Origin of the sequence: Mesorhizobium sp. M0244, from assembly GCF_040321795.1 — a bacterium.
In the GTDB taxonomy this organism is placed as follows: domain Bacteria; phylum Pseudomonadota; class Alphaproteobacteria; order Rhizobiales; family Rhizobiaceae; genus Mesorhizobium.
The window spans coordinates 55840-77156 of sequence record NZ_JAMYSE010000016.1 but is presented as its reverse complement, the minus strand read 5'-3'; the positions used below and the strand labels follow the sequence as shown (position 1 = coordinate 77156).

Here is a 21317-nt window from a genome sequence, read left to right as displayed (position 1 = left end):
AAGACCAATTGACCGGACGATGATGAACGACAAACCAGAGACTGCCGCCCGCTCCGACGCCGGCAGTGCGACCAAGCCTTCCGAAACGACGGAAGAGGGCTCGAGTCCGAGTACCACGACCGGCAGCTTCGCCAGCGAGGCATCGCCTGCCGGTCCTTCCCTGTTCGATCGCGTGCTCGGGCTTTTCAGGCATCGGAACGGCACCAGCCTGCGCGAGGAGATTGCCGGCGCGCTTGCCGAAACGGCGAGCGATGCTGAATCCTTCTCGCCCGGCGAACGCGCCATGCTCAACAACATCCTGCGTCTGCGCGAAGTGCGCGTCGAGGACGTCATGGTGCCGCGCGCCGACATCGAGGCGGTCGAGATCACGACGAAGCTCGGCGATCTTCTGGGGCTGTTCGAGCAGTCCGGCCATTCCCGCATGCCGGTCTATTCGGAGACGCTCGACGACCCGCGCGGCATGGTCCATATCCGCGACGTGCTGGCGCACATCACCAAGGTCGCCCGCGTCAGAAAGGGCAGGACGACCAGGAAACCCCCGGTCGCGACTGTTCTCGATCTCGCCCAGGTCGATCTGGCGCGCACCATCGGCGATCTCAATCTGATCCGACCGGTGCTGTTCGTGCCGCCGTCGATGCTCGCCTCCGACCTGATGGGGCGGATGCAGACGACGCGCACCCAGATGGCTTTGGTCATCGACGAATATGGCGGCACTGACGGTCTCGTCTCGCTCGAGGACATCGTCGAGATGGTGGTCGGCGACATCGAGGACGAGCATGATGAGGACGAGCCGATGATCACCCAGGCCGGCGAAGGCGTCTTCGTCGTCGACGGCAAGGCCGAGATCGACGATGTCGCCAAGATGATCGGCGAGGATTTCACCGCCGGCGAGCACGGCGAATATGTCGACACGATCGGCGGCATGATCTTCAACACGCTTGGCCGGGTGCCGGCGCGCGGCGAAGTGGTTCAGGCCATACCCGGTTTCGAGTTCCACGTGCTCGACGCCGATCCGCGCCGCGTCAAGCGCGTGCGCATCGTCGAGACCCTGAAGGGCGAGCGCCGCCGCCGCGCCGTCCGCACCGAGCAGGCTTGAAAGACGCGGCTCGCCCGATGCCGGTTGAGGACCCGTTCAAGCACTCGACCTTGGGCTCCGGCGTATTCTACCAGGATCCGTGGGCCGCATTGACATGGCTTGAAAAGGCCTTCGGCTTCGAGCCGAGCATGGTGGTCAGCGATGCTGATGGGACGCTTGTCCATTCCGAGATGCGGTTCGGCGACGGCTATATCATCATCGATTCCGAATGGGCCAACCACATCGCCAGCCCGGCTTCGGTTGGAGGCAGGAACACCCAATCCGTCTATGTACGCCTGAAAGACGGGATAGATTCCCATTGTGATCGTGCAAAGGCGGCGGGAGCCGAGATCATCGAGCAGCCTGCCGACCAGTTCTATGGTGAACGGCTGTACAGGGCGCGCGATCCTGAAGACCATGTCTGGACTTTCGCGCAGACGATAGGCTCCATTCCGCGCGAAGAGGCTGAGCGGCCGAGCGGACTGACGATCGAAGGCTGGCATCGATAGCTATGAGCGGACTTGGTCGCGCCTATCCGGTTTGGAGCCGAGACCGCGGCCTGATAAATCTTGCTTCCTGATTCGCACGACTCGGAAGCATAGATGGAGCGCCAGGCCGGCCGGATAATTCTGCTTTGGGGCTGGCGGCGCGCGCTGGTGGCGTTTCTTGCCGGGGCGCTGGCGGTTCTTGCCCAGGCGCCTTACGATTTCTTCGCCGTCTGTTTCGTTTCGTTCCCGCTGCTGGTCTGGCTCCTCGACGGCGCGACCGGCGAAGCCTCGGACGGTTTTCTGCGACGCTTGCTGCCGGCTTTCGCTACCGGCTGGTGGTTCGGATTCGGCTATTTTCTTGCCGGTCTCTGGTGGGTCGGCTCGGCGCTGCTGGTCGAGGCCGACAGCTTCGCCTGGGCCTTGCCGTTCGCAGTGGTCGGCATCCCCCTCGCGCTCGCCTTCTTCTATGGCTTCGCCGCCGTGGTTGCCCGGCTGTGGTGGAGCAACGACATCGGCCGCATCGCGGCACTTGCCTTCGGCTTTGCCCTGGCGGAATGGCTGCGCGGCTTCCTGTTCACCGGCTTTCCGTGGAATGCCGTCGGCTATGCGGCGATGCCGGTGCCTTTGCTGATGCAGAGCGTATCGGTGACCGGCATGATCGGCATGAATGCGCTTGCGGTCTTCGTCTTTGCGCTGCCGGCCCTGCTTGCGGCGCGCCGGCATCTTCGCCTCGGCGCTGCATTGCTTGTCGTTCTCGCCGCCGCCCATGCCGGCTTCGGCTATATCAGGCTTGCCGCCCCCGAAAAGCCGGCCGCCCGCAGCCTCGACGTCCGTATCGTGCAGCCTGCCGTCGACCTCACCGAGAAATGGGATGCCTCGGTGCGCGACCGCATCTTCGCCACCATGATGGGGCTTTCGGCCAAGGCGCCGGAACCCGGCCATGACAGGCCGCAATTGATCCTGTGGCCGGAGACCTCCGTGCCGTTTCTGTTCACCGAACGTCCGGATGCCCTGCCTGCCATCGGAGAGATGCTTGGCGATGGCCAGATGCTGGTCGCCGGAGTCGTTCGCGAGGAAGGCGGCTCGGCGGCAAATACCGGCAGCCGTTACTACAACTCGGTCGTGGCGATCGACGAAAGGGGCGAAATCGTCGATGCCGTCGACAAGGTTCATCTGGTACCCTTTGGCGAATATCTACCTTTCGCCGATCTGCTCGGCCGCTTCGGGCTTGAGCAGCTTGTTGCCGGCCCGATGACCTTCGCGGCCGGCAATGAGCGGCACCCGATCGCGCTGCCCGGCGGCATCCGGGCGCTGCCGTTTATTTGCTATGAGGTCATCTTTCCCGATCTGGTCGCGGTTGACGCAACGTCAGCCGAGCTTATTGTGAACGTCACCAATGACGCCTGGTTCGGCGACACGCCGGGGCCGTACCAGCACTTCAGGCAGGCGCAGATCCGGGCGGTGGAGAATGGGGTGCCCCTGTTGCGCGCGGCTAATAACGGCATTTCGGCCGTTGTCGACCCGCGCGGTCGCATCGTCGACGCGCTGGCAATCGATGCACGCGGCGCCATCGACGTGCGTGTGCCGATCTCCAGCCAAGCCATCGTTTCCTCCGGCCAACGACGCATTAACGGAATGCTGATCATGTTTCTGCTTGCCGTTGCGGCATGCATTTTGAACGTAAGGCAAAGGCTACGGGCGAATTGACAGCCGACACATTAGAAACTCATACTGTAAGCGCCTGAAAAATTATCGAAGTCGATAGGTCGTTCTGTTGGGGCACGGGCCGCCGGTTTCGTTTGGGCAGCAAAATAGAAAAAGCCGGAAAAATTCGGCGAGGAAAAAATGACAGAAGAAAACAAGAAAAAGCCGAATCCGATCGACATCCACGTCGGAAGCCGCATCCGGCTTCGCCGCAATATGCTGGGAATGAGCCAGGAAAAACTGGGCGAAAACCTCGGCATAACGTTCCAGCAGATCCAAAAGTACGAAAAAGGCACCAATCGCGTCGGCGCCAGCCGTTTGCAGGCAATCGCCTCGATACTCGGCGTGCCCGTCGCCTTCTTTTTCGAGGATGCGCCCGGTCAGGAGGCCGTGGGCAACCGTGGATTTGCCGAGGATGCGTCGATGACCTCCGCCGTCGAATTCTGCGGCAGCCCGGAAGGCCTCCAGCTGAACCGCGCCTTCGTCAAGATCGCCGACGTGAAAGTGCGCCGCAAGATCATCGAGCTTGTGAAGTCGCTCTCCATCGACGAAGCCGACTGACTGGCCAGTGAAGAAGTCAAAGAGGACGAGGTCGTCGTAGCGGGGCATGCAATTTCTCGTGGCTGGGTGCACCGTGGGATGTGCATTCCGCCGATGCGCCGAAGCGCGGATCGATTTTGCTCGACATGCTTCCTCGAAACCGTTCTCTTCAGTCTGTTGGTGCAAGAGATAATGGTAGTGCGCCCTGCCGCCGTCTTCGGGATGCAAAGATAATAACGTCAAATTCATGCCAGAACGGCTGCACGGCTTGACGAGCGGCGCCCGGCACCGTTAACAACTGGCGCGCCAAAATCGGCGGCCTGCCGATATTTTTTTCAAGAGGGGACACCCGTGACGCGGCACAATTATTTCTTCACCTCGGAATCCGTTGCCGAGGGCCATCCCGACAAGGTCTGCGATCGTATCTCCGACGAGATTGTCGATCTCGTCTACCGCGAGGCCAGAAAGACCGGCATGGACCCATGGAAAGTCCGCGTCGCCTGCGAGACGCTCGCGACGACCAATCGCGTTGTCATCGCTGGTGAAGTGCGCGTCCCCGAGACGCTGCTCAAGAAGGACAAGGAGGGCCACATCCTGAAGGATGCGGCCGGCCATCCGCTTGTCAACCCGGCCAAGTTCAAGTCGGTCGCCCGCAAGGCAATCCGCGAAATCGGCTACGAGCAGGCTGGCTTCCACTGGAAGACGGCCAAGATCGAGGTCCTGCTGCACGGCCAATCGCCGGATATCGGCCAAGGCGTCGACAACGCCTCCGACCGGCAAGGCGAGGAAGGGGCCGGCGACCAAGGCATCATGTTCGGCTATGCCTGCCGCGAGACGCCGGATCTGATGCCGGCGCCGATCTACTACAGCCACAAGATCCTCGAACTGCTGGCCGCCGCGCGCCATGAAGGCAGCGGTGATGCCGGCAGGCTCGGGCCGGATGCCAAGAGCCAGGTTACGGTCCGCTATGTCGACGGCAAGGCGGCGGAAGTGACGCAGATCGTGCTGTCGACCCAGCATCTCGATGCGACGTGGGATTCGAAGAAGGTGCGCGAAGTCGTCGAGCCCTATATCCGCGAGGCGCTGGGCGACCTGAAGATCGCCGACAATTGCAACTGGTATATCAATCCGACCGGCAAGTTCGTCATTGGCGGACCCGACGGCGACGCCGGCGTGACCGGCCGCAAGATCATCGTTGACACCTATGGTGGGGCTGCGCCTCATGGCGGCGGCGCCTTTTCCGGCAAGGACACTACCAAGGTCGACCGCTCGGCGGCCTATGCGGCGCGCTATCTCGCCAAGAACGTGGTCGCCGCGAAGCTCGCCGATCGCTGCACCATCCAGCTTTCCTATGCGATTGGCGTCGCGCAGCCGCTGTCGATCTACGTCGACCTGCACGGCACCGGCAAGGTCGACGAGGCAAAGCTGGAGCGTGCACTGCGCACCGTGATGGACCTGTCGCCGTCCGGCATCCGCCGCCACCTCGATCTCAACAAGCCGATCTATGCCAAGACGTCGTCCTATGGCCATTTCGGCCGCAAGGCCGGCCGCGACGGATCCTTTTCCTGGGAGAAGACCGATCTCGCCAAGGCGCTCAAGGACGCTCTCGCCGAACCGGTCGCCGAAGCGGTCGCCGCCTAACCGCGGCGCCTATGGATCCGAAGGACCGGCCAAGCCGTGCGACCGAGGCATTTTTCGGTCGCCGGCGCGGCAAGACCATTCGACCGCAGCAGGCGGCGGCTCTGGAGAGCGGCTTCGCTGCCTACAGGCTCGATCTGACGGTTGAACCGCCGGCCGATCTGCGCAGCCTTTTCGAAGCAGAAGTTTCCGCTGTCCTGCTCGAAATCGGTTTTGGCGGCGGCGAACATCTTCTGCACCGTGCCACGGCCAGCCAGGCGACCGGCTTTATCGGCGTCGAACCCTTCGTCAACGGCATGGCCAAGATGATGATGGCGGTCCGGGAGCGTCCGCTTGCCAATCTGTGCGTCTATGACGACGACGCCACGCGCCTGCTGGACTGGCTGCCGCAGGCTTCGCTTGACGGCATCGACCTTCTCTACCCGGATCCGTGGCCGAAGAAGAAGCACTGGAAGCGGCGCTTCGTCAGCCCGGTCAATCTCGACCGCTTCGCGCGCGTCCTGAAGCACGGCGGAAAATTCCACTTTGCGTCCGACATCGACAGCTATGTGAACTGGACGCTGCTGCATTGCCGGGCGCATGGCGCCTTCGCGTGGCAGGCAAACGAAGCTGCCGACTGGCATCGGTCCTATGATGGCTGGCCAGGGACGCGCTATGAGGCCAAGGCCATTCGCGAAGGCCGACGGCCTGCCTATCTCACCTTCGTGCGGAAATAAGCAGGACGTCCGGAACTGAGCAAAGGCGGATGGGCCGAAGGCTCTCGGTGCTCACCTGGCTCAGAAGCGGCGGATTTTGTCGAAGGCTGCCGGCTCCATGCCGAGATTGCGCAAATCGTGCGCATGCGGCTTGCAACCGTTTTCCACAGCCCGCGACACGGCTACGGCGCTGCCGAACACGCTAAAGAAGTCGCCTATGGCTGAGAAAAATCCACGGTTGGTCATGATCGGTACCCTTTAGAGCGCAGTGAGCGCTCCAACTGTGCAATGCAACATAGATAGTCGTGCGTCGCCGGTGCTCAAAGGGGGATCACTGCATGGCCGCCATGCATTTGGCACAGCGCTGCGGACTCCCAGCCCTGCCCAGATGCACGACGGGCTTGAAACGACGGCCATGATCGTCTATATCAGCTTCAAATTCTTGGTCGGTATGACGAAGAGTGGGTCCACCCGGTCCCGCTCTTTTTTATTACCTGCCGGCCAAACAGGAATCGAGCGACAGGCACCGAATGACAGTGACGGCAAGCGAAGGCGACGACCGCATCATCCGCGAAAGCGGTATCGATGCGCGCATCGCGCTGATCGTCCAGCCGGTACTGCGTGCCATCGGCTTCCGCTTGGTACGTGTGCATTTGTCGGGCCAGAACGGGCTCACGCTGCAGATCATGGCCGAACGCGAGGACGGCACAATGACCGTCGAGGATTGCGAAGAGGTCAGCCGGGCGGTATCGCCGGCGCTCGATGTCGATGATCCGATCGAGAAGGCATATCATCTCGAAGTGTCGTCGCCGGGCATAGACAGGCCGCTGGTCCGCAAATCGGATTTTGTAGCCTGGACCGGCCATCTGGTGAAGATGGAAACGTCGGTTCTCGTCGCCGACCGCAAGCGCTTCAAGGGCAAGATCGCCGAAAGCGACGCGGACGGTGTGCTGATCGAGCGCGACAAGGCCGCTTACGGCGAGGAGCCGACGGTGCGCGTGCCCTACGATGCGATCGCCGACGCGCGGCTGGTCCTGACCGACGATCTTATCCGCGATGCGCTGTCGAAGGACAACCGGGCGCGCAAGGAAGCCAGGAAACGCCGCGGCGAACCCGAAGAGGCGCCAGAGGGTGCGGAAGTGGGCGCGGAAGACGAAACCGAACAGGAAATGTGATTGGGCTGCCGGCCGTAAAGGTCGGCAACAAGCTCGGGAGAAAAAAGATGGTTGTAAGCGCCAACAGGCTTGAACTGCTGCAGATCGCCGATGCGGTCGCGCGTGAAAAGTCGATCGACAAGTCGATCGTCATCGCCGCCATGGCCGATGCGATCCAGAAGGCCGCGCGCTCGCGCTACGGCCAGGAAACCAACATCCGCGCCGACATCAACGCCAACACCGGCGAGATGAAGCTGCAGCGGCTGATGGAAGTGGTCGAGAAGGTCGACGATTACGCGACGCAGATTGCCATTTCCTCGGCGCGCGAGCGCAATCCGGACGCCCAGCTCGGCGATTTCATCGCCGAACAGCTGCCGCCGATGGATTTCGGCCGCATCGCCGCACAGTCGGCCAAGCAGGTCATCGTGCAGAAGGTGCGCGAGGCCGAGCGCGACCGGCAATATGACGAATACAAGGACCGTATCGGCGAGATCGTCAACGGCACCGTCAAGCGCGTCGAATACGGCAACGTCATCGTCGATCTTGGCCGCGGCGAGGCGATCATCCGCCGCGACGAGCTGATCCCGCGCGAAAACTACAAATATGGCGATCGCGTCCGCGCCTATGTCTATGACGTGCGCCGCGAACAGCGCGGCCCGCAGATCTTCCTGTCGCGCACCCATCCGCAGTTCATGGCGAAGCTGTTCACCATGGAAGTGCCGGAAATCTACGACGGCATCATCGAGATCAAGTCGGTCGCCCGCGATCCGGGTTCGCGCGCCAAGATCGCCGTCATCTCGCGTGACAGCTCCATCGATCCGGTCGGCGCCTGCGTCGGTATGCGCGGCAGCCGCGTCCAGGCGGTCGTCGGCGAATTGCAGGGCGAGAAGATCGACATCATCCCGTGGTCGCCCTCGGCGGCGTCCTTCATCGTCAATGCATTGCAGCCGGCGGAAGTCGCCAAGGTCGTGCTCGACGAGGATGCCGAACGTATCGAGGTCGTCGTCCCCGACGATCAGCTGTCGCTGGCCATCGGCCGCCGCGGCCAGAACGTCCGTCTTGCCTCGCAGCTCACCGGCTGGGACATCGACATCCTGACCGAGCAGGAAGAGAGCGAACGCCGCCAGAAGGAATTCGTCGAACGGTCGTCGCTGTTCATGGAAGCCCTCGACGTCGACGAGATGGTCGGCCAGGTGCTCGCTTCCGAAGGCTTCACCAGCGTCGAGGAGGTCGCCTACGTCGATTCCGGTGAAATCGCGTCGATCGACGGCTTCGACGAGGACACGGCTTCGGAGATCCAGACCCGCGCCCGCGAATATCTGGAGAAGATCGAAGCCGAGCACGACGAGAAGCGCAAGGCACTCGGCGTCAAGGACGAGTTGCGCGAGATTCCCGGCATCACCACCGCCATGATGGTGACGCTCGGCGAGGACGGCGTGAAGACGATCGAGGATTTCGCTGGCTACGCCGCCGACGACCTGACCGGCTGGAAGGAACGCAAGGACGGCGAGACGAAGGTATTCCCAGGTGTGCTCGCCAATCATGGCGTGTCGCGCGCCGATGCCGAGCAGATGGTCCTGGCCGCCCGCCTGAAGGCTGGCTGGATCACAGAAGACGAGCTTGCCGCCGAGGGCGTGCCGGCTGACGAAACCGTCGGTGCGTGAGGTGAAACCGCATCGCACCGAACCCGCCCTTGGACGAGATGAACGATCGCACCTGCATCGTCACCCGCAGGCAAGCCGAACCGGATGAGCTGATCCGTTTCGTCGTCGGCCCGGATTCGGCCGTCGTTCCGGACATCAAGAGAAACCTGCCCGGCCGCGGTTGCTGGGTGACCGCCGACCGCCTACATATAGACAAGGCAGCGGCGAAAAACCTGTTTGCCCGTGCCTTTAAGGCGCAGGTGACCGTGCCAGCCGATCTTGGCGGTATGGTCGACGCGCTGCTTTCCAGGTCCGCTCTGGGCATGCTTGGCCTAGCCCGCAAGGCGGGCGCTATAGCGCTCGGAGCGACCAAGGTCGAGAGCGCCGTGCGCGGCGGACTTGCACTTTTCGTGCTCCACGCGACCGAGGCTTCCGACGATGGCGTCCGCAAGATAAGCCAGGCGCGACGGGCAACCGTCCACCTCGGCGGGCCTGCGATCCGCGCTTACAAACTTTTCTCCGAGGCCGAGTTGAGCTTGGCATTGGGGGGTACAAATGTGATACATGCTGCCGTTCTCGCGGAAGACGCGGGCAGGGCGGTCCAGAAGCGCATGGTTGCGCTCGACCGATATCGGGGCGGTTCCCCGGACGATCTGGCAATGCTTGCGGCCGTTGCTGACGAAGATGATGCCGCAGAGGATATGGAATGAGCGATACGAAATCGGGCGACGACAAGACGCTGAGTGTTACGCCGAAGAAGACCTTGACGCTGAAGCGCCCCGGTATGGAACAGGGCACGGTGCGCCAGAACTTCTCGCACGGCCGCACCAAGTCGGTGGTCGTCGAGACCAAGAAGCGCAAATTCTCGCTGCCCGGCGACAAGCCGGAGCCGGCGGCAGCGCCTGTGTCCGTCTTCACGCCGAAGCCGGTCGCGGCAGCGCCTGCCGTGCAGGAGGCCCCCAAGGCGCCGCCGCCTCCGCCGCCGGTCGAACGCGGCGGCATGGTGCTGAACGAGCTGTCGCGCCAGGAAATGGAAACACGCCGCCGGGCTCTCGAGGGCTCGAAGGTGCGCGACGTCGAGGATCGCCAGCGCGCCATCGAGGAGGCCAAGCGCCGCAGCGAGGACGAGGAGCGCCGCCGCCGCGAGCGCGAAGAATCGGCGCGCCGTCAGGCCGAGGAAGAGGCACGGCTGCAGGCCGAGGCCGAATCCCGCCGCCGTGCTGAGGAAGAGGCGCGCCGCCGTGCGCCGCTGGCCGCCGAACTGGCGACAGTCGATGACGAGGAAGACGTCAAGCCGAAGCGGACCGGTGCCGGTGCGCCGGTGCGCCGTCTGGTCACGCCCGAAGTGGCGCGTCCGGCCAAGCCGACCAAGGGCGAGGAAGATCGCCGCCGCGGCAAGCTGACGCTGAATTCGGCGCTTTCCGATGAGGATGCGCGCGCCCGCTCGCTGTCGTCGATGCGCCGCCGTCAGGAGAAATTCAAGCGCGCGTTGCACAACGAACCACGCGAGAAAGTCATGCGTGAAGTGATCTTGCCGGAGACCATCACCATCCAGGAGCTGGCGCAGCGCATGTCCGAGCGCGCTGTCGACGTGGTCAAGTTCTTCATGAAGCAGGGCCAGATCCTGAAGCCTGGCGACGTCATCGACGCCGACACGGCCGAACTGGTCGCGACCGAATTTGGCCATACGGTCCGTCGCGTCGCAGAGTCCGACATCGAAGAGGGCTTGTTCAATATCGCCGATCGTCCCGAGGATCTCCAGCCGCGTCCGCCGGTGGTAACGATCATGGGCCATGTCGATCACGGCAAGACCTCGCTGCTCGACGCTATCCGCAATGCCAATGTGGTGTCCGGCGAAGCCGGCGGCATTACCCAGCATATCGGCGCCTATCAGGTCGAGAAGAACGGTAACAAGGTCACCTTCATCGACACGCCCGGCCACGCCGCCTTCACCGCGATGCGTGCCCGCGGCGCCCAGGCCACCGATATCGCGATCCTCGTGGTGGCGGCCGACGACAGCGTGATGCCGCAGACGATCGAATCGATCAACCACGCCAAGGCGGCCGGCGTTCCGATCATCGTTGCGATCAACAAGATCGACAAGCATGACGCTGACCCGCAGAAAGTGCGTTCGGAATTGCTGCGTCATGAGGTGTTCGTTGAATCCATGGGCGGCGAGGTGCTGGACGTCGAAGTGTCGGCGACCAAGGGCATCAACCTCGACAAGCTGCTCGAAGCGATCCTGCTGCAGGCCGAAATCCTCGACCTGAAGGCCAATCCGGAGCGCACCGCCGAAGGCGTTGTCATCGAGGCCCAACTCGATAAGGGCCGCGGCCCTGTCGCCACCGTGCTGGTGCAAACCGGCACGTTGATGCCGGGCGATATTCTCGTCGCGGGCAACGAGTGGGGCCGGGTGCGCGCGCTGGTCAACGACCGCGGCGAGCAGGTCAAGGAGGCGCCGCCGGCAATGCCGGTGGAGGTGCTCGGCCTGCAAGGTACGCCGCAGGCCGGCGACCGCTTCGCCGTGGTCAACAACGAGGCCCGAGCCCGTGAGATCACCGAATACCGCCAGCGCCTGGCACGCGAGAAAGCGGTGGCCAGGCATGCCGGCCAGCGCGGTTCGCTCGAACAGATGATGTCGCAATTGCAGACAAGCGGATTGAAGGAATTCCCGCTGGTCATCAAGGGCGATGTGCAGGGTTCGATCGAGGCGATCAACGCGGCGCTCGACAATCTCGGCACCGACGAGGTGCGCGCCCGCATCGTCCATGCGGGAGCCGGCGGTATCACCGAAAGCGACGTGTCGCTGGCGGAAACCTCGGGGGCTGCGATCATCGGCTTCAACGTTCGCGCGAATGTGCAGGCCCGTGCCGCCGCGGCTGCGGCAGGCATCGAGATCCGCTACTACTCCATCATCTACAATCTCGTCGATGACGTGAAGGCGGCGCTCTCCGGCCTGCTCTCGCCGGAGCGTCGCGAGACCTTCATCGGCAATGCCGAGATCCTCGAGATCTTCGACATCACCAAGATCGGCAAGATCGCCGGCTGCCGTGTCACCGAAGGCAAGGTCGAGCGTGGTGCGGGCGTCCGCCTGATCCGCGACAACGTCGTCATCCACGAAGGCACGCTGAAAACCCTGAAGCGCTTCAAGGACGAAGTTTCGGAAGTTCCGGCCGGCCAGGAATGCGGTATGGCCTTCCAGAACTACGAGGACATGCGCGCCGGGGACGTCATTGAGTGCTTCCGCGTCGAGATGGTGACCAGGACGCTCTGAGTTCGGGCATCCTGAGTTCGAGCATCTATTGAGACCGGGCGGTGGTCGAAAGGCCGCCGCCCAAACCATATGAGACATGCGGCGCGGTCCCATCCCGCGCTTCACGATTTCAGGACCGAGGAAAATGCCCCGTTCAACCCCTTCAGGCCCATCCCAACGCATGCTGCGCGTCGGCGAGCAGGTGCGCCATGCGCTATCCGAGACCTTGCAGCGCGGCGAGATTCTCGATCCGCTGATCGAGAACACAGTGGTCTCGGTCTCGGAAGTGCGCATGTCGCCCGATCTGAAGATCGCTACCGCCTTCGTTTCGCCGCTTGGCGCCAAGGATACCGGTGCGGTGGTCGAGGCGCTCAACAAGCATGCGAAGTTCGTCCGCGGCCGCGTTTCCGGCGCGCTGCGGCAAATGAAGTACATGCCGGAATTCCGCTTCCGGCTCGATACCAGCTACGACAATTTCCAGAAGATCAACGAATTGCTGCATTCGCCCGAAGTGGCGCGCGATCTCGGCGCCGACGACAAAGACAAAGACGACATGAAGGACAGCGAATAGTGGCGCGTCGCGGCAAGAAGAAGGGCCGGCCGATCTCAGGCTGGCTGGTGCTGGACAAGCCGGTCGGCATGGGTTCGACCGAAGCCGTCTCCAAGATCAAGTGGCTGTTCCAGGCGGAAAAGGCCGGTCATGCCGGCACGCTCGACCCTCTGGCGTCCGGCATGCTGCCGATCGCGCTCGGCGAAGCGACCAAGACCGTGCCTTACGTCCAGGACGGCGCCAAGGTCTACCGCTTCACGGTCGCCTGGGGCGAGGAGCGTTCGACCGACGACCTCGAAGGCCCGGCGACCAAAAGCTCCGACCGCCGTCCGGCGGAATCCGATGTGCTGGCGCTGCTTTCGAAATATACCGGCGTCATCATGCAGACGCCGCCGCAATTCTCGGCGATCAAGATCGCCGGCGAGCGCGCCTACGACCTTGCCCGCGAGGGCGAGACGGTCGACATTCCGGCACGCGAGGTCGAGATCGGCCGGCTCGACCTGATCGGACACATGGCTGATCGCACCATCTTCGAGGTCGAATGCGGCAAGGGCACCTATGTCCGCTCGCTGGCGCGCGACATGGGCCGCGACCTCGGCTGCTTCGGCCATATCGCCGAGCTGCGAAGGGTCGAGGTCGAGCCGTTTACGCAAGAAGATTTCGTCACCCTGGCCGAACTGGAAGCCGTCCGCTTCGGCGAACAGGGCGAGGAGAGTTCGCAAGCAGCGGATGCGCCGATCGACTTCGACGCCATCGATGCGTTTCTGGTCGACACCGCCGCAGCGCTCGAATGCTTACCGCAGGTTGCGATCAGCGACGATGCGGCAACCAAAATCCGCCTCGGCAATCCGGTCATCATTCGCGGCCGTGACGCGCCGGTAGAAGCTGAGGAGGCCTGCGCCACGGCGCGCGGCAAGCTGGTCGCCATCGGCGCCATCGAGCAAGGCATGTTCAAGCCAAAGCGGGTCTTTGTCGGGTAACAGCTCTCGCCCGGCGCATGATCTCCAAACCGGATTCTATTTTGGGAAAGGATCATGCGCTAAATCAACAGGGCTACGGCGTCGTTTGCCGTCCGAAAGGACGCGCGGCGCTGTAGTGCCGTTCGACGCTGCACTCGAGGGGGCACATGGCAAAGGCTGAGACGGTCAAGAAGCGGGCGCCGCTAAAAACACGGCGGCCGCCGGTCGGGGCTTCGCCGGGCACGCTGATCGCCGATCCGGCGGCGCGCCTCTCCGAGCTCAGGCTGACGTTGATCTCGCCCGAGAAGTTCCAGACGATCGACAATGCCAGCATCGACGACGTCAACACCCATTGCCACAATTGGCCGGTCATCTGGCTCGACTGCACCGGCCTCGCCAACATCCAGCTGATCGAGGAGATCGGCCGGATTTTCAACCTGCATCCGCTGGCGCTGGAAGATGTCGTCAACACCGGCCAGCGGCCGAAGGTGGATTTCTTCGAGGACCATGCCTTTGTCGTCGTCAGGATGATCGACGATGTCACTGCGCACCGTTACGAACAGATCACCGTCTTCTTCGGCAAGAATTTCGTCGTCACCTTCCAGGAGCGCGAAGGCGACCCGTTCGATCCCGTGCGCAAGCGGATCGGAAGCTCGGTGCCCAACCGGTTGCGCTCGCGCGGCGCCGACTATCTCGCCTATGCTTTGATCGACGCCATCGTCGACAGCTATTTCCCGCCGACCGAGGCTGCCGGCGAATTGGTCGACAGCATCGAGGACCAGATGCTAAACCAGGCGCACAAGCACCAGATGCGGCAGCTTCACGAATTGCGGCGCGACGCCAATGTGTTGAAGGGCGTGCTTTGGCCGATGCGCGACGCGCTGGCGACCATGATCCGCAACGACGTCCCCTATGTGAAGGCCGAAACCAAGTTATTCCTGAACGATACGCTCGATCATTCGCTGCGATTGATCGAATTGGTCGAGACCCAGCGCGACATGCTGACCGGCCTGATCGAGATGCACCTGTCACTCAGCCAGGCGCGCACCAACGACGTCATCAGCTATCTGACGATCGTCTCGGTGATCTTCCTGCCGCTCACCTTTTTCGTCGGCGTGTGGGGCATGAATTTCGATCCCGAGACCTCGCCCTGGAACATGCCGGAGCTAAAAGCCTATTACGGCTATCCCTTATCGCTCGTCTTCATGGCGCTTGTGGCGGTCGGGCTCTACGCGTACTTCAAATGGAAGAAATGGCTCTGACTAAGCGGAAGTGTCCGTTTATGCAGCAAAAAGCCGGCTTGTGAATTGGGCTGGTCTTTTTGCCGGAATTGCACTATATGCGCCGCAGCTTCGCGCTTTGACGCGTTGCTTGCACCGGCCCCTGCTGGACGACATCCCGGCTGAGGGCGTCCCGTTTCCTCAAACAGACAAGGAAAAACACGATGTCGATTACTGCCGAACGCAAGAAGGAATTGATGGGTGAATTCGCAACCGCCAAGGGCGACACCGGGTCTCCGGAAGTCCAGGTGGCCATCCTTTCCGAGCGCATCAAGAACCTGACCGACCATTTCAAGGACCACAAGAAGGATAACCATTCCCGCCGTGGTCTGCTCGCTCTCGTCTCCCAGCGCCGCAGCCTGCTTGATTATCTCAAGCGCAAGGACGACGCGCGCTATCAGACGCTGATCGAGAAGCTCGGTCTGCGCCGTTGACGAATTGACCGGCGGGTTCTTTCGAGAGCCCGCCGGTCGCGCATTGGAGCATCGGGTCATCCAAGGCTCCAATGGAGGAAGTAGAGCGCCGCGCATCGGTTTGGACGCGCAAAGGACGCTCTGAAGTCTAGATTTGCGCATGATATCTTCCGGAAACCTGGTTTTCGGGTTCACGCGCAAGGCCAGTCGGATCGATTGGCCAACCCGGTTTCGAAACAGCAGAGGGCCGCTCGAAACCGCCCATGGACGGTCATGGGGCAGGATTGCAGGACGCTCGTGCGGCAGCGCGCCGAATAGCCGAGCCTCCCGTTGTCTTGCCCGTGGCTGCCCGAGAAAGGAAGCCAAGGGAAAGGGGCATCCGCGCACGCTGAAACGGCGCGGCCCTTTCCGCATATGAAGGACAAGACATGTTCAATTACCACAAAGTGGAAATCGAATGGGGCGGCCGTCCGCTCATCCTCGAAACCGGCAAAATCGCGCGCCAGGCTGACGGCGCGGTGCTGGCCACCTACGGCGAAACCAAGGTTCTCGCCACCGTCGTCTCGATGAAGGAGCCGAAGCCCGGCCTCGATTTCTTCCCACTGACGGTCAACTACCAGGAAAAGACCTACGCCGCTGGCAAGATCCCAGGTGGCTATTTCAAGCGTGAAGGCCGTCCGAGCGAGAAGGAAACGCTGGTTTCCCGCCTGATCGACCGCCCGATCCGCCCCCTCTTCGCCGAAGGTTACAAGAACGACACCCAGATCGTCGTCACCGTCGTCCAGCACGATCTCGAAAATGACCCGGATATCCTGTCGATCGTCGCCACCTCCGCCGCCCTGACCTTGTCCGGCGTGCCGTTCATGGGCCCGGTCGGCGGCGCCCGCGTCGGTTATATCAACGGCGAATACGTGCTCAACCCGCACGTCGACGAGATGCAGGAATCGAAGCTCGACCTGATCGTCGCCGGCACCGCCGACGCCGTGCTGATGGTCGAGTCCGAAGCCAAGGAGCTCGGCGAGGACCTTATGCTTGGCGCTGTCATGTTCGGCCACAGGGGCTTCCAGCCGGTGATCGACGCGATCATCAAGCTGGCCGAAGTCGCCGCCAAGGACCCGCGCGACTTCACCGCGCCGGACTATTCCGCGCTTGAAGCCGAGATGCTGAAGATCGTCGAAGGCGAGCTTCGCGATGCCTACAAGATCACCGACAAGCAGAAGCGCTATGCCGCCGTCGACGCCGTCAAGGCGAAGGTCAAGGCGGCGTTCGCGCCGGCAGAAGGCGAGGAGGCCAAATACACGTCCGAACAGATTGGCACCGTGTTCAAGGAGCTCCAGGCCAAGGTCGTGCGCTGGAACATCCTCGACACCGGCTCGCGCATCGACGGCCGCGACCTGAAGACGGTCCGCAAGATCGTCTCGGAAGTCGGCGTCCTGCCGCGCACACACGGCTCGGCGCTGTTCACCCGCGGCGAGACCCAGGCGCTGGTCGTCGCTACGCTCGGCACCGGCGAGGACGAGCAGTATGTCGATTCGCTGACCGGCATGTACAAGGAGAAGTTCCTCCTGCACTACAACTTCCCTCCCTACTCGGTCGGTGAAACCGGCCGCATGGGTTCGCCCGGCCGCCGCGAAATCGGCCATGGCAAGCTTGCCTGGCGCGCCATCCGGCCGATGCTGCCGACCGCCGACCAGTTCCCCTATACGTTGCGCGTCGTTTCGGAGATCACCGAGTCCAACGGCTCGTCATCGATGGCTACCGTCTGCGGCACCTCGCTGGCGCTGATGGATGCGGGTGTGCCGCTGGCCAAGCCGGTCGCCGGCATCGCGATGGGCCTGATCAAGGAAGGCGAGCGCTTCGCCGTGCTCTCCGACATCCTCGGCGACGAGGACCACCTCGGCGACATGGACTTCAAGGTTGCCGGCACCGCCTACGGCATCACCTCGCTGCAGATGGACATCAAGATTGAGGGTATCACCGAAGAGATCATGAAGATCGCGCTCGACCAAGCCAAGGAGGGCCGTCAGCACATTCTCGGCGAAATGGCCCATGCGCTGTCCGGCGCGCGTGCCGAACTCGGCGAGTTCGCGCCGCGCATCGAGGTCATGCACATCCCGACCGACAAGATCCGGGATGTGATCGGCTCGGGCGGCAAGGTCATCCGCGAGATCGTCGAAAAGACCGGCGCCAAGATCAACATCGAGGATGACGGCACGGTCAAGATCGCTTCGGCCAACGCCAAGGAGATCGAGGCGGCGAAGAAGTGGATCCACACCATCGTCGCTGAGCCGGAAGTCGGTGAAATCTACGAAGGCACGGTCGTCAAGACCGCCGACTTCGGCGCTTTCGTCAACTTCTTCGGTCCGCGTGACGGCCTCGTCCACATCTCGCAGCTCGCCAATGATCGCGTCGCCAAGACCTCCGATGTGGTCAAGGAAGGCGACAAGGTCTGGGTCAAGCTGATGGGCTTCGACGAGCGCGGCAAGGTCCGCCTGTCGATGAAGGTCGTCGACCAGGCCACCGGCAAGGAAATCGCTCGCGACAAGAAGAGCGAAGGCGAAGAAAACGCCGCCTAAGCTGCATAGAGCCTGTTCCACCCCGATAGATCGGGATGGGCTCTATCTTTTTGTTTTGAGCATGATCTTTTCCGAAAACCGGATTCCACTTTTGGGATCATGCTCTAGCCATGCAATCGAAGCGGGCGCGCCGGAAGGTCGCGCCCGTTTTCATTTCAACAACAGCCCTGCAGTTCAAGAGTGGTGAATGTCCGCCGAGCCGCTGAAAACGCTTTTCCATCCTTTCGACGCCGGGGCTCTTTCCTTGCCGCGGAAGGGCGAACGCATTCTTTTTCTCGGCGCCGAGCCCGGCTTCCGCTTGCCCGAAGGCTTTGATGCCGAGCTTCATCTCGTCCAAGGCTTCAGGCCGCATTTTCGCGCCTTGCAGGCATCGGGCTTCACGGTCACGCCGGGAGTGGAAGGCGAGGCTTTCGACGCAGCATTTGTGCTCGCTGGCCGCCATCGCGGCCAAAACGAGTTGCGCGTCGCCGAAGCGGTCGAGCGCGTGACACCAGGCGGGTTGATCGTTGTCGCTGGCGGCAAGGACGATGGCATCGCCAGCCTGCGCAAGCATATCGGCGAGCTCGTGCCGCTCGAAGGCCACCTGCCGAAGCATCACGGCATTGCCTTCTGGTTTCGCCGGCCGGCCGATGTCGTCGCGGCAACGCTTCGCGCTGCCAATCCGGATTTGGTGGTCGAGGACCGCTTCCGCACGGCCCCAGGCATGTTTTCCTTCGACAAGATCGATGCCGGATCGAAACTGCTGATCGAAAATCTGCCCACCGATATGCGTGGCAGCGTTGCGGATTTTTGTGCAGGCTGGGGCTATGTCGCCGCCGAGGTCGCCGCCCGCTCACCTGGCATATCGGCGCTTGACCTATACGAAGCGGATTTCGAGGCGCTGGAGGCGGCGAAGGCCAATCTCGGCAATACAGGCGTGGAGCCAGGTTTCTTCTGGATCGATCTTTTGAGCGAGCCGGTCGAGCGCCGCTATGACGTCGTCGTCATGAACCCGCCCTTTCACCGCAGTCGGGCGACTGAGCCGGAAATCGGTGCCGGCATGATCCGCGCGGCAGGCAAGGCGCTGAAGCCGGGCGGCCGGTTGTTCATGGTGGCGAACCGGCAGCTTCCCTACGAACCGGTGCTGGCGGCCGCCTTCTCCAGCCATGCGGAGCTCGCTCGCGACGGTATGTTCAAGGTTTTCACGGCGCGGCGCTGAAATTCTGCGGGGCAGTCGGCGACACGTCGTTCATGCTATTCCCGTCCGCCGTCGGTCTGCTTCAACTCGTCAAGCGTCGGCATGGAGACAATATGATAGCCGGAATCGACATAGTGGATTTCGCCGGTGACGCCGGAGGACAGGTCGGACAGCAGATAGAGCGCGGAACCGCCGACTTCGTCGATTGTCACCGTACGGCGCAGCGGCGAGTTGCGCTGCTGGTAGGAGAACATGTGGCGTGCGTCGGAAATCCCGGCGCCGGCAAGCGTCCGCACCGGTCCCGCCGATATGCCGTTCACTCTGATGCCGCGCGGGCCATAGTCGTTGGCGAGGTAACGGACGCTGGCCTCCAGCCCGGCCTTGGCAACACCCATGACGTTGTAGTTCGGCATGACGCGAACCGAACCCGCATAGGTCAGCGTGATCATCGAGCCGCTGTCCTTCATCAACGTGGCGGCGTGGCGGGCAACCTCGGTGAAGGAATAGCAGGAGATCACCATGGTGCGGACGAAATTGTCGCGGCTGGTGTCGGCGTAGAGGCCTTTCAGCTCGTTCTTGTCAGAAAAGCCGATGGCGTGGACGATGAAGTCCAGCCCGCCCCAGGCTTTGCCCAAGGTCTCGAAGGTGGCGGCGACCGACGCGCTGTCCTCGACGTCGCAAGGCACCACCAAGGATGCGCCCAGTTTCTCGGCGAGCGGCTTGACCCGGCGTCCGAAGGCCTCACCCTGATAGGTGAAAGCGAGTTCAGCGCCATGTTCGGACAGTTTGCGGGCGATACCCCAGGCAATCGAATGATCATTGGCGACACCCATGACAAGCCCGCGCTTGCCCTTCATCAATCCGTCCATGGTCGGCAAATCCTTATGCGGAATAGCGCTGGAAGATCAGCGTTGCGTTGGTGCCACCGAAACCGAACGAATTGGACAAAACAGTGTCGATCCTGGCGTCGTCGATGCGCTTGCGCACGATCGGCATGCCCTCGAACTCCGGATCGAGGTTCTCGATATGGGCGCTTTCACCGATGAAGCCACCTTGCATCATCAGGATCGAGTAGATCGACTCCTGCACGCCGGCCGCACCTAGCGAATGGCCGGTCAGCGATTTCGTCGACGTGATGAAAGGCATGTTGTCGCCGAACACCTCGCGGATGGCGCCCATTTCCTTGGAGTCGCCGACCGGCGTCGAAGTGCCGTGCGTGTTGATGTAGTCGACAGGCGAAGAGGCGGTCGCCAGCGCCTGCCGCATGCAGCGCACCGCACCTTCGCCCGAAGGCGCCACCATGTCGTAGCCGTCCGAGGTCGCGCCATAGCCGACGATCTCGGCATAGATCTTGGCGCCGCGCGCCTTGGCCTGCTCGAGCTCTTCAAGAATCAGCACGCCAGCGCCGCCGGCAATGACGAAACCGTCGCGATCGACGTCGTAGGCGCGGGAGGCGACCGATGCCCTGTCGTTGAACTTGGACGACATGGCGCCCATGGCGTCGAACAGGTCCGACATCGTCCAGTCGAGATCCTCATGGCCGCCGGCGAACACCATGTCCTGCTTGCCCCATTGGATCAGCTCGTACGCATTGCCGATGCAATGCGCAGACGTCGAGCAGGCCGATGAGATCGAATAGTTGACGCCGTGGATCTTGAACCAGGTGGCAAGCGTCGCCGAAGCGGTCGACGACATCGCTTTTGGCACCGCGAACGGCCCGATCCGCTTGGGGCTGCCGTTTTTGATCGTGGTCTCGGCCGCTTCGACGATTGCACGGGTCGACGGTCCGCCGGAGCCCATCACGATACCGGTGCGCTCGTTGGTGATGTCGGTCTCGTCGAGGCCGGCGTCTGCGATCGCCTGGTCCATTGCGACATGGTTCCAGGCAGCACCCTGCGACAGGAAGCGCATAGCGCGACGGTCGATCATGCCCGACGGATCCAGCGTCGGCGCGCCCCACACCCGGCAGCGGAAGCCATGCTCGGCGAAAGAGTCGGAAAAGCTGATGCCGGATCTGGCATCATGCAGCGAGGTCTGCACCTCGTTGGCATTGTTGCCGATCGACGACACGATGCCGAGACCTGTGACTACGACCCGTCTCATTCGCAACTCCTTCCAGCGCGGACCCCGAAACCTGAATCAATTTCCGGAACGGAACCATGCGCAAAATTA

General features: G+C 62.7%; 19 protein-coding genes. 16 read left to right on the top strand and 3 right to left on the bottom strand.

Annotation, left to right across the window (positions count from 1 at the left end; genetic code table 11):
- The first annotated feature begins 22 nt into the window (after positions 1 to 22).
- The 6 genes from NKJ08_RS13520 to trmB all read left to right on the top strand — a co-directional run bounded on the left by NKJ08_RS13520 (position 23) and on the right by trmB (position 6161).
- Positions 23 to 1096 (top strand): hemolysin family protein, encoded by a 1074-nt coding sequence (locus NKJ08_RS13520; protein WP_352526825.1) that lies wholly within the window; start codon positions 23 to 25, stop codon positions 1094 to 1096.
- A 17-nt stretch (positions 1097 to 1113) separates the two neighbouring features.
- Entirely contained in the window at positions 1114 to 1584 is a 471-nt protein-coding gene (locus NKJ08_RS13515) for a VOC family protein (protein ID WP_352781976.1), read from the top strand.
- A 93-nt stretch (positions 1585 to 1677) separates the two neighbouring features.
- Positions 1678 to 3270 carry an apolipoprotein N-acyltransferase gene (gene lnt, locus NKJ08_RS13510; RefSeq protein WP_352781975.1) on the top strand — a complete coding sequence of 531 codons (1593 nt, stop codon included), beginning with the start codon at positions 1678 to 1680 and terminating at the stop codon, positions 3268 to 3270.
- A 138-nt stretch (positions 3271 to 3408) separates the two neighbouring features.
- Positions 3409 to 3828 (top strand): helix-turn-helix domain-containing protein, encoded by a 420-nt coding sequence (locus NKJ08_RS13505; RefSeq protein WP_352526692.1) that lies wholly within the window; start codon positions 3409 to 3411, stop codon positions 3826 to 3828.
- A gap of 330 nt (positions 3829 to 4158) precedes the next feature.
- Positions 4159 to 5448 (top strand): methionine adenosyltransferase, encoded by a 1290-nt coding sequence (metK, locus tag NKJ08_RS13500; RefSeq protein ID WP_352776143.1) that lies wholly within the window; start codon positions 4159 to 4161, stop codon positions 5446 to 5448.
- 11 nt (positions 5449 to 5459) lie between these two features.
- Positions 5460 to 6161 carry a tRNA (guanine(46)-N(7))-methyltransferase TrmB gene (gene trmB / locus NKJ08_RS13495; RefSeq protein WP_352526696.1) on the top strand — a complete coding sequence of 234 codons (702 nt, stop codon included), beginning with the start codon at positions 5460 to 5462 and terminating at the stop codon, positions 6159 to 6161.
- A 60-nt stretch (positions 6162 to 6221) separates the two neighbouring features.
- On the opposite strand, the gene NKJ08_RS13490 is transcribed toward trmB, so the two are convergent.
- Positions 6222 to 6386: a hypothetical protein gene (locus NKJ08_RS13490; RefSeq protein ID WP_352776141.1), complete on the bottom strand. Its 165-nt coding sequence runs from the start codon at positions 6384 to 6386 to the stop codon at positions 6222 to 6224.
- 284 nt (positions 6387 to 6670) lie between these two features.
- On the opposite strand from NKJ08_RS13490, the gene rimP reads away from it, so the two are divergent.
- The 10 genes from rimP to NKJ08_RS13440 all read left to right on the top strand — a co-directional run bounded on the left by rimP (position 6671) and on the right by NKJ08_RS13440 (position 19166).
- A complete protein-coding gene (rimP, locus tag NKJ08_RS13485) occupies positions 6671 to 7315 on the top strand; it encodes a ribosome maturation factor RimP (RefSeq protein WP_352526698.1) in 645 nt (214 codons plus the stop codon).
- 47 nt (positions 7316 to 7362) lie between these two features.
- Positions 7363 to 8958, top strand: coding sequence for a transcription termination factor NusA (gene nusA / locus NKJ08_RS13480; RefSeq protein ID WP_023676901.1), 1596 nt, complete (start codon positions 7363 to 7365; stop codon positions 8956 to 8958).
- Positions 8959 to 8996: 38 nt separating this feature from the next.
- Positions 8997 to 9647: an RNA-binding protein gene (locus NKJ08_RS13475; RefSeq protein ID WP_352526700.1), complete on the top strand. Its 651-nt coding sequence runs from the start codon at positions 8997 to 8999 to the stop codon at positions 9645 to 9647.
- Entirely contained in the window at positions 9644 to 12211 is a 2568-nt protein-coding gene (infB, locus tag NKJ08_RS13470) for a translation initiation factor IF-2 (protein WP_352781974.1), read from the top strand. The genes NKJ08_RS13475 and infB overlap by 4 nt, the downstream gene beginning before the upstream one ends.
- A gap of 124 nt (positions 12212 to 12335) precedes the next feature.
- Complete coding sequence (gene rbfA, locus NKJ08_RS13465; protein ID WP_352526703.1) at positions 12336 to 12761, top strand: 30S ribosome-binding factor RbfA; 426 nt, start codon at positions 12336 to 12338, stop codon at positions 12759 to 12761.
- Complete coding sequence (gene truB, locus NKJ08_RS13460; protein ID WP_352526704.1) at positions 12761 to 13720, top strand: tRNA pseudouridine(55) synthase TruB; 960 nt, start codon at positions 12761 to 12763, stop codon at positions 13718 to 13720. Before rbfA ends, truB begins: the two co-directional genes overlap by 1 nt.
- Positions 13721 to 13866: 146 nt before the next feature.
- On the top strand, positions 13867 to 14961 hold the full coding sequence (corA, locus tag NKJ08_RS13455; RefSeq protein WP_352526705.1) for a magnesium/cobalt transporter CorA: 1095 nt from the start codon (positions 13867 to 13869) through the stop codon (positions 14959 to 14961).
- A 140-nt stretch (positions 14962 to 15101) separates the two neighbouring features.
- The gene (gene rpsO, locus NKJ08_RS13450) at positions 15102 to 15413 is read left to right on the top strand and encodes a 30S ribosomal protein S15 (protein ID WP_280940423.1); all 312 of its coding nucleotides are present in this window, start codon (positions 15102 to 15104) and stop codon (positions 15411 to 15413) included.
- Between the two features lie 407 nt (positions 15414 to 15820).
- Entirely contained in the window at positions 15821 to 17968 is a 2148-nt protein-coding gene (pnp, locus tag NKJ08_RS13445) for a polyribonucleotide nucleotidyltransferase (protein WP_352526707.1), read from the top strand.
- A 187-nt stretch (positions 17969 to 18155) separates the two neighbouring features.
- On the top strand, positions 18156 to 19166 hold the full coding sequence (locus NKJ08_RS13440) for a class I SAM-dependent methyltransferase (protein WP_352776137.1): 1011 nt from the start codon (positions 18156 to 18158) through the stop codon (positions 19164 to 19166).
- 35 nt (positions 19167 to 19201) lie between these two features.
- Here NKJ08_RS13440 and fabI read toward each other — a convergent pair whose 3' ends face one another.
- Both fabI and fabB read right to left on the bottom strand, forming a co-directional pair.
- The gene (fabI, locus tag NKJ08_RS13435) at positions 19202 to 20014 is read right to left on the bottom strand and encodes an enoyl-ACP reductase FabI (protein WP_352526710.1); all 813 of its coding nucleotides are present in this window, start codon (positions 20012 to 20014) and stop codon (positions 19202 to 19204) included.
- Positions 20015 to 20027: 13 nt separating this feature from the next.
- The gene (fabB, locus tag NKJ08_RS13430; RefSeq protein ID WP_352776135.1) at positions 20028 to 21248 is read right to left on the bottom strand and encodes a beta-ketoacyl-ACP synthase I; all 1221 of its coding nucleotides are present in this window, start codon (positions 21246 to 21248) and stop codon (positions 20028 to 20030) included.
- Between the last annotated feature and the right edge of the window lie 69 nt (positions 21249 to 21317).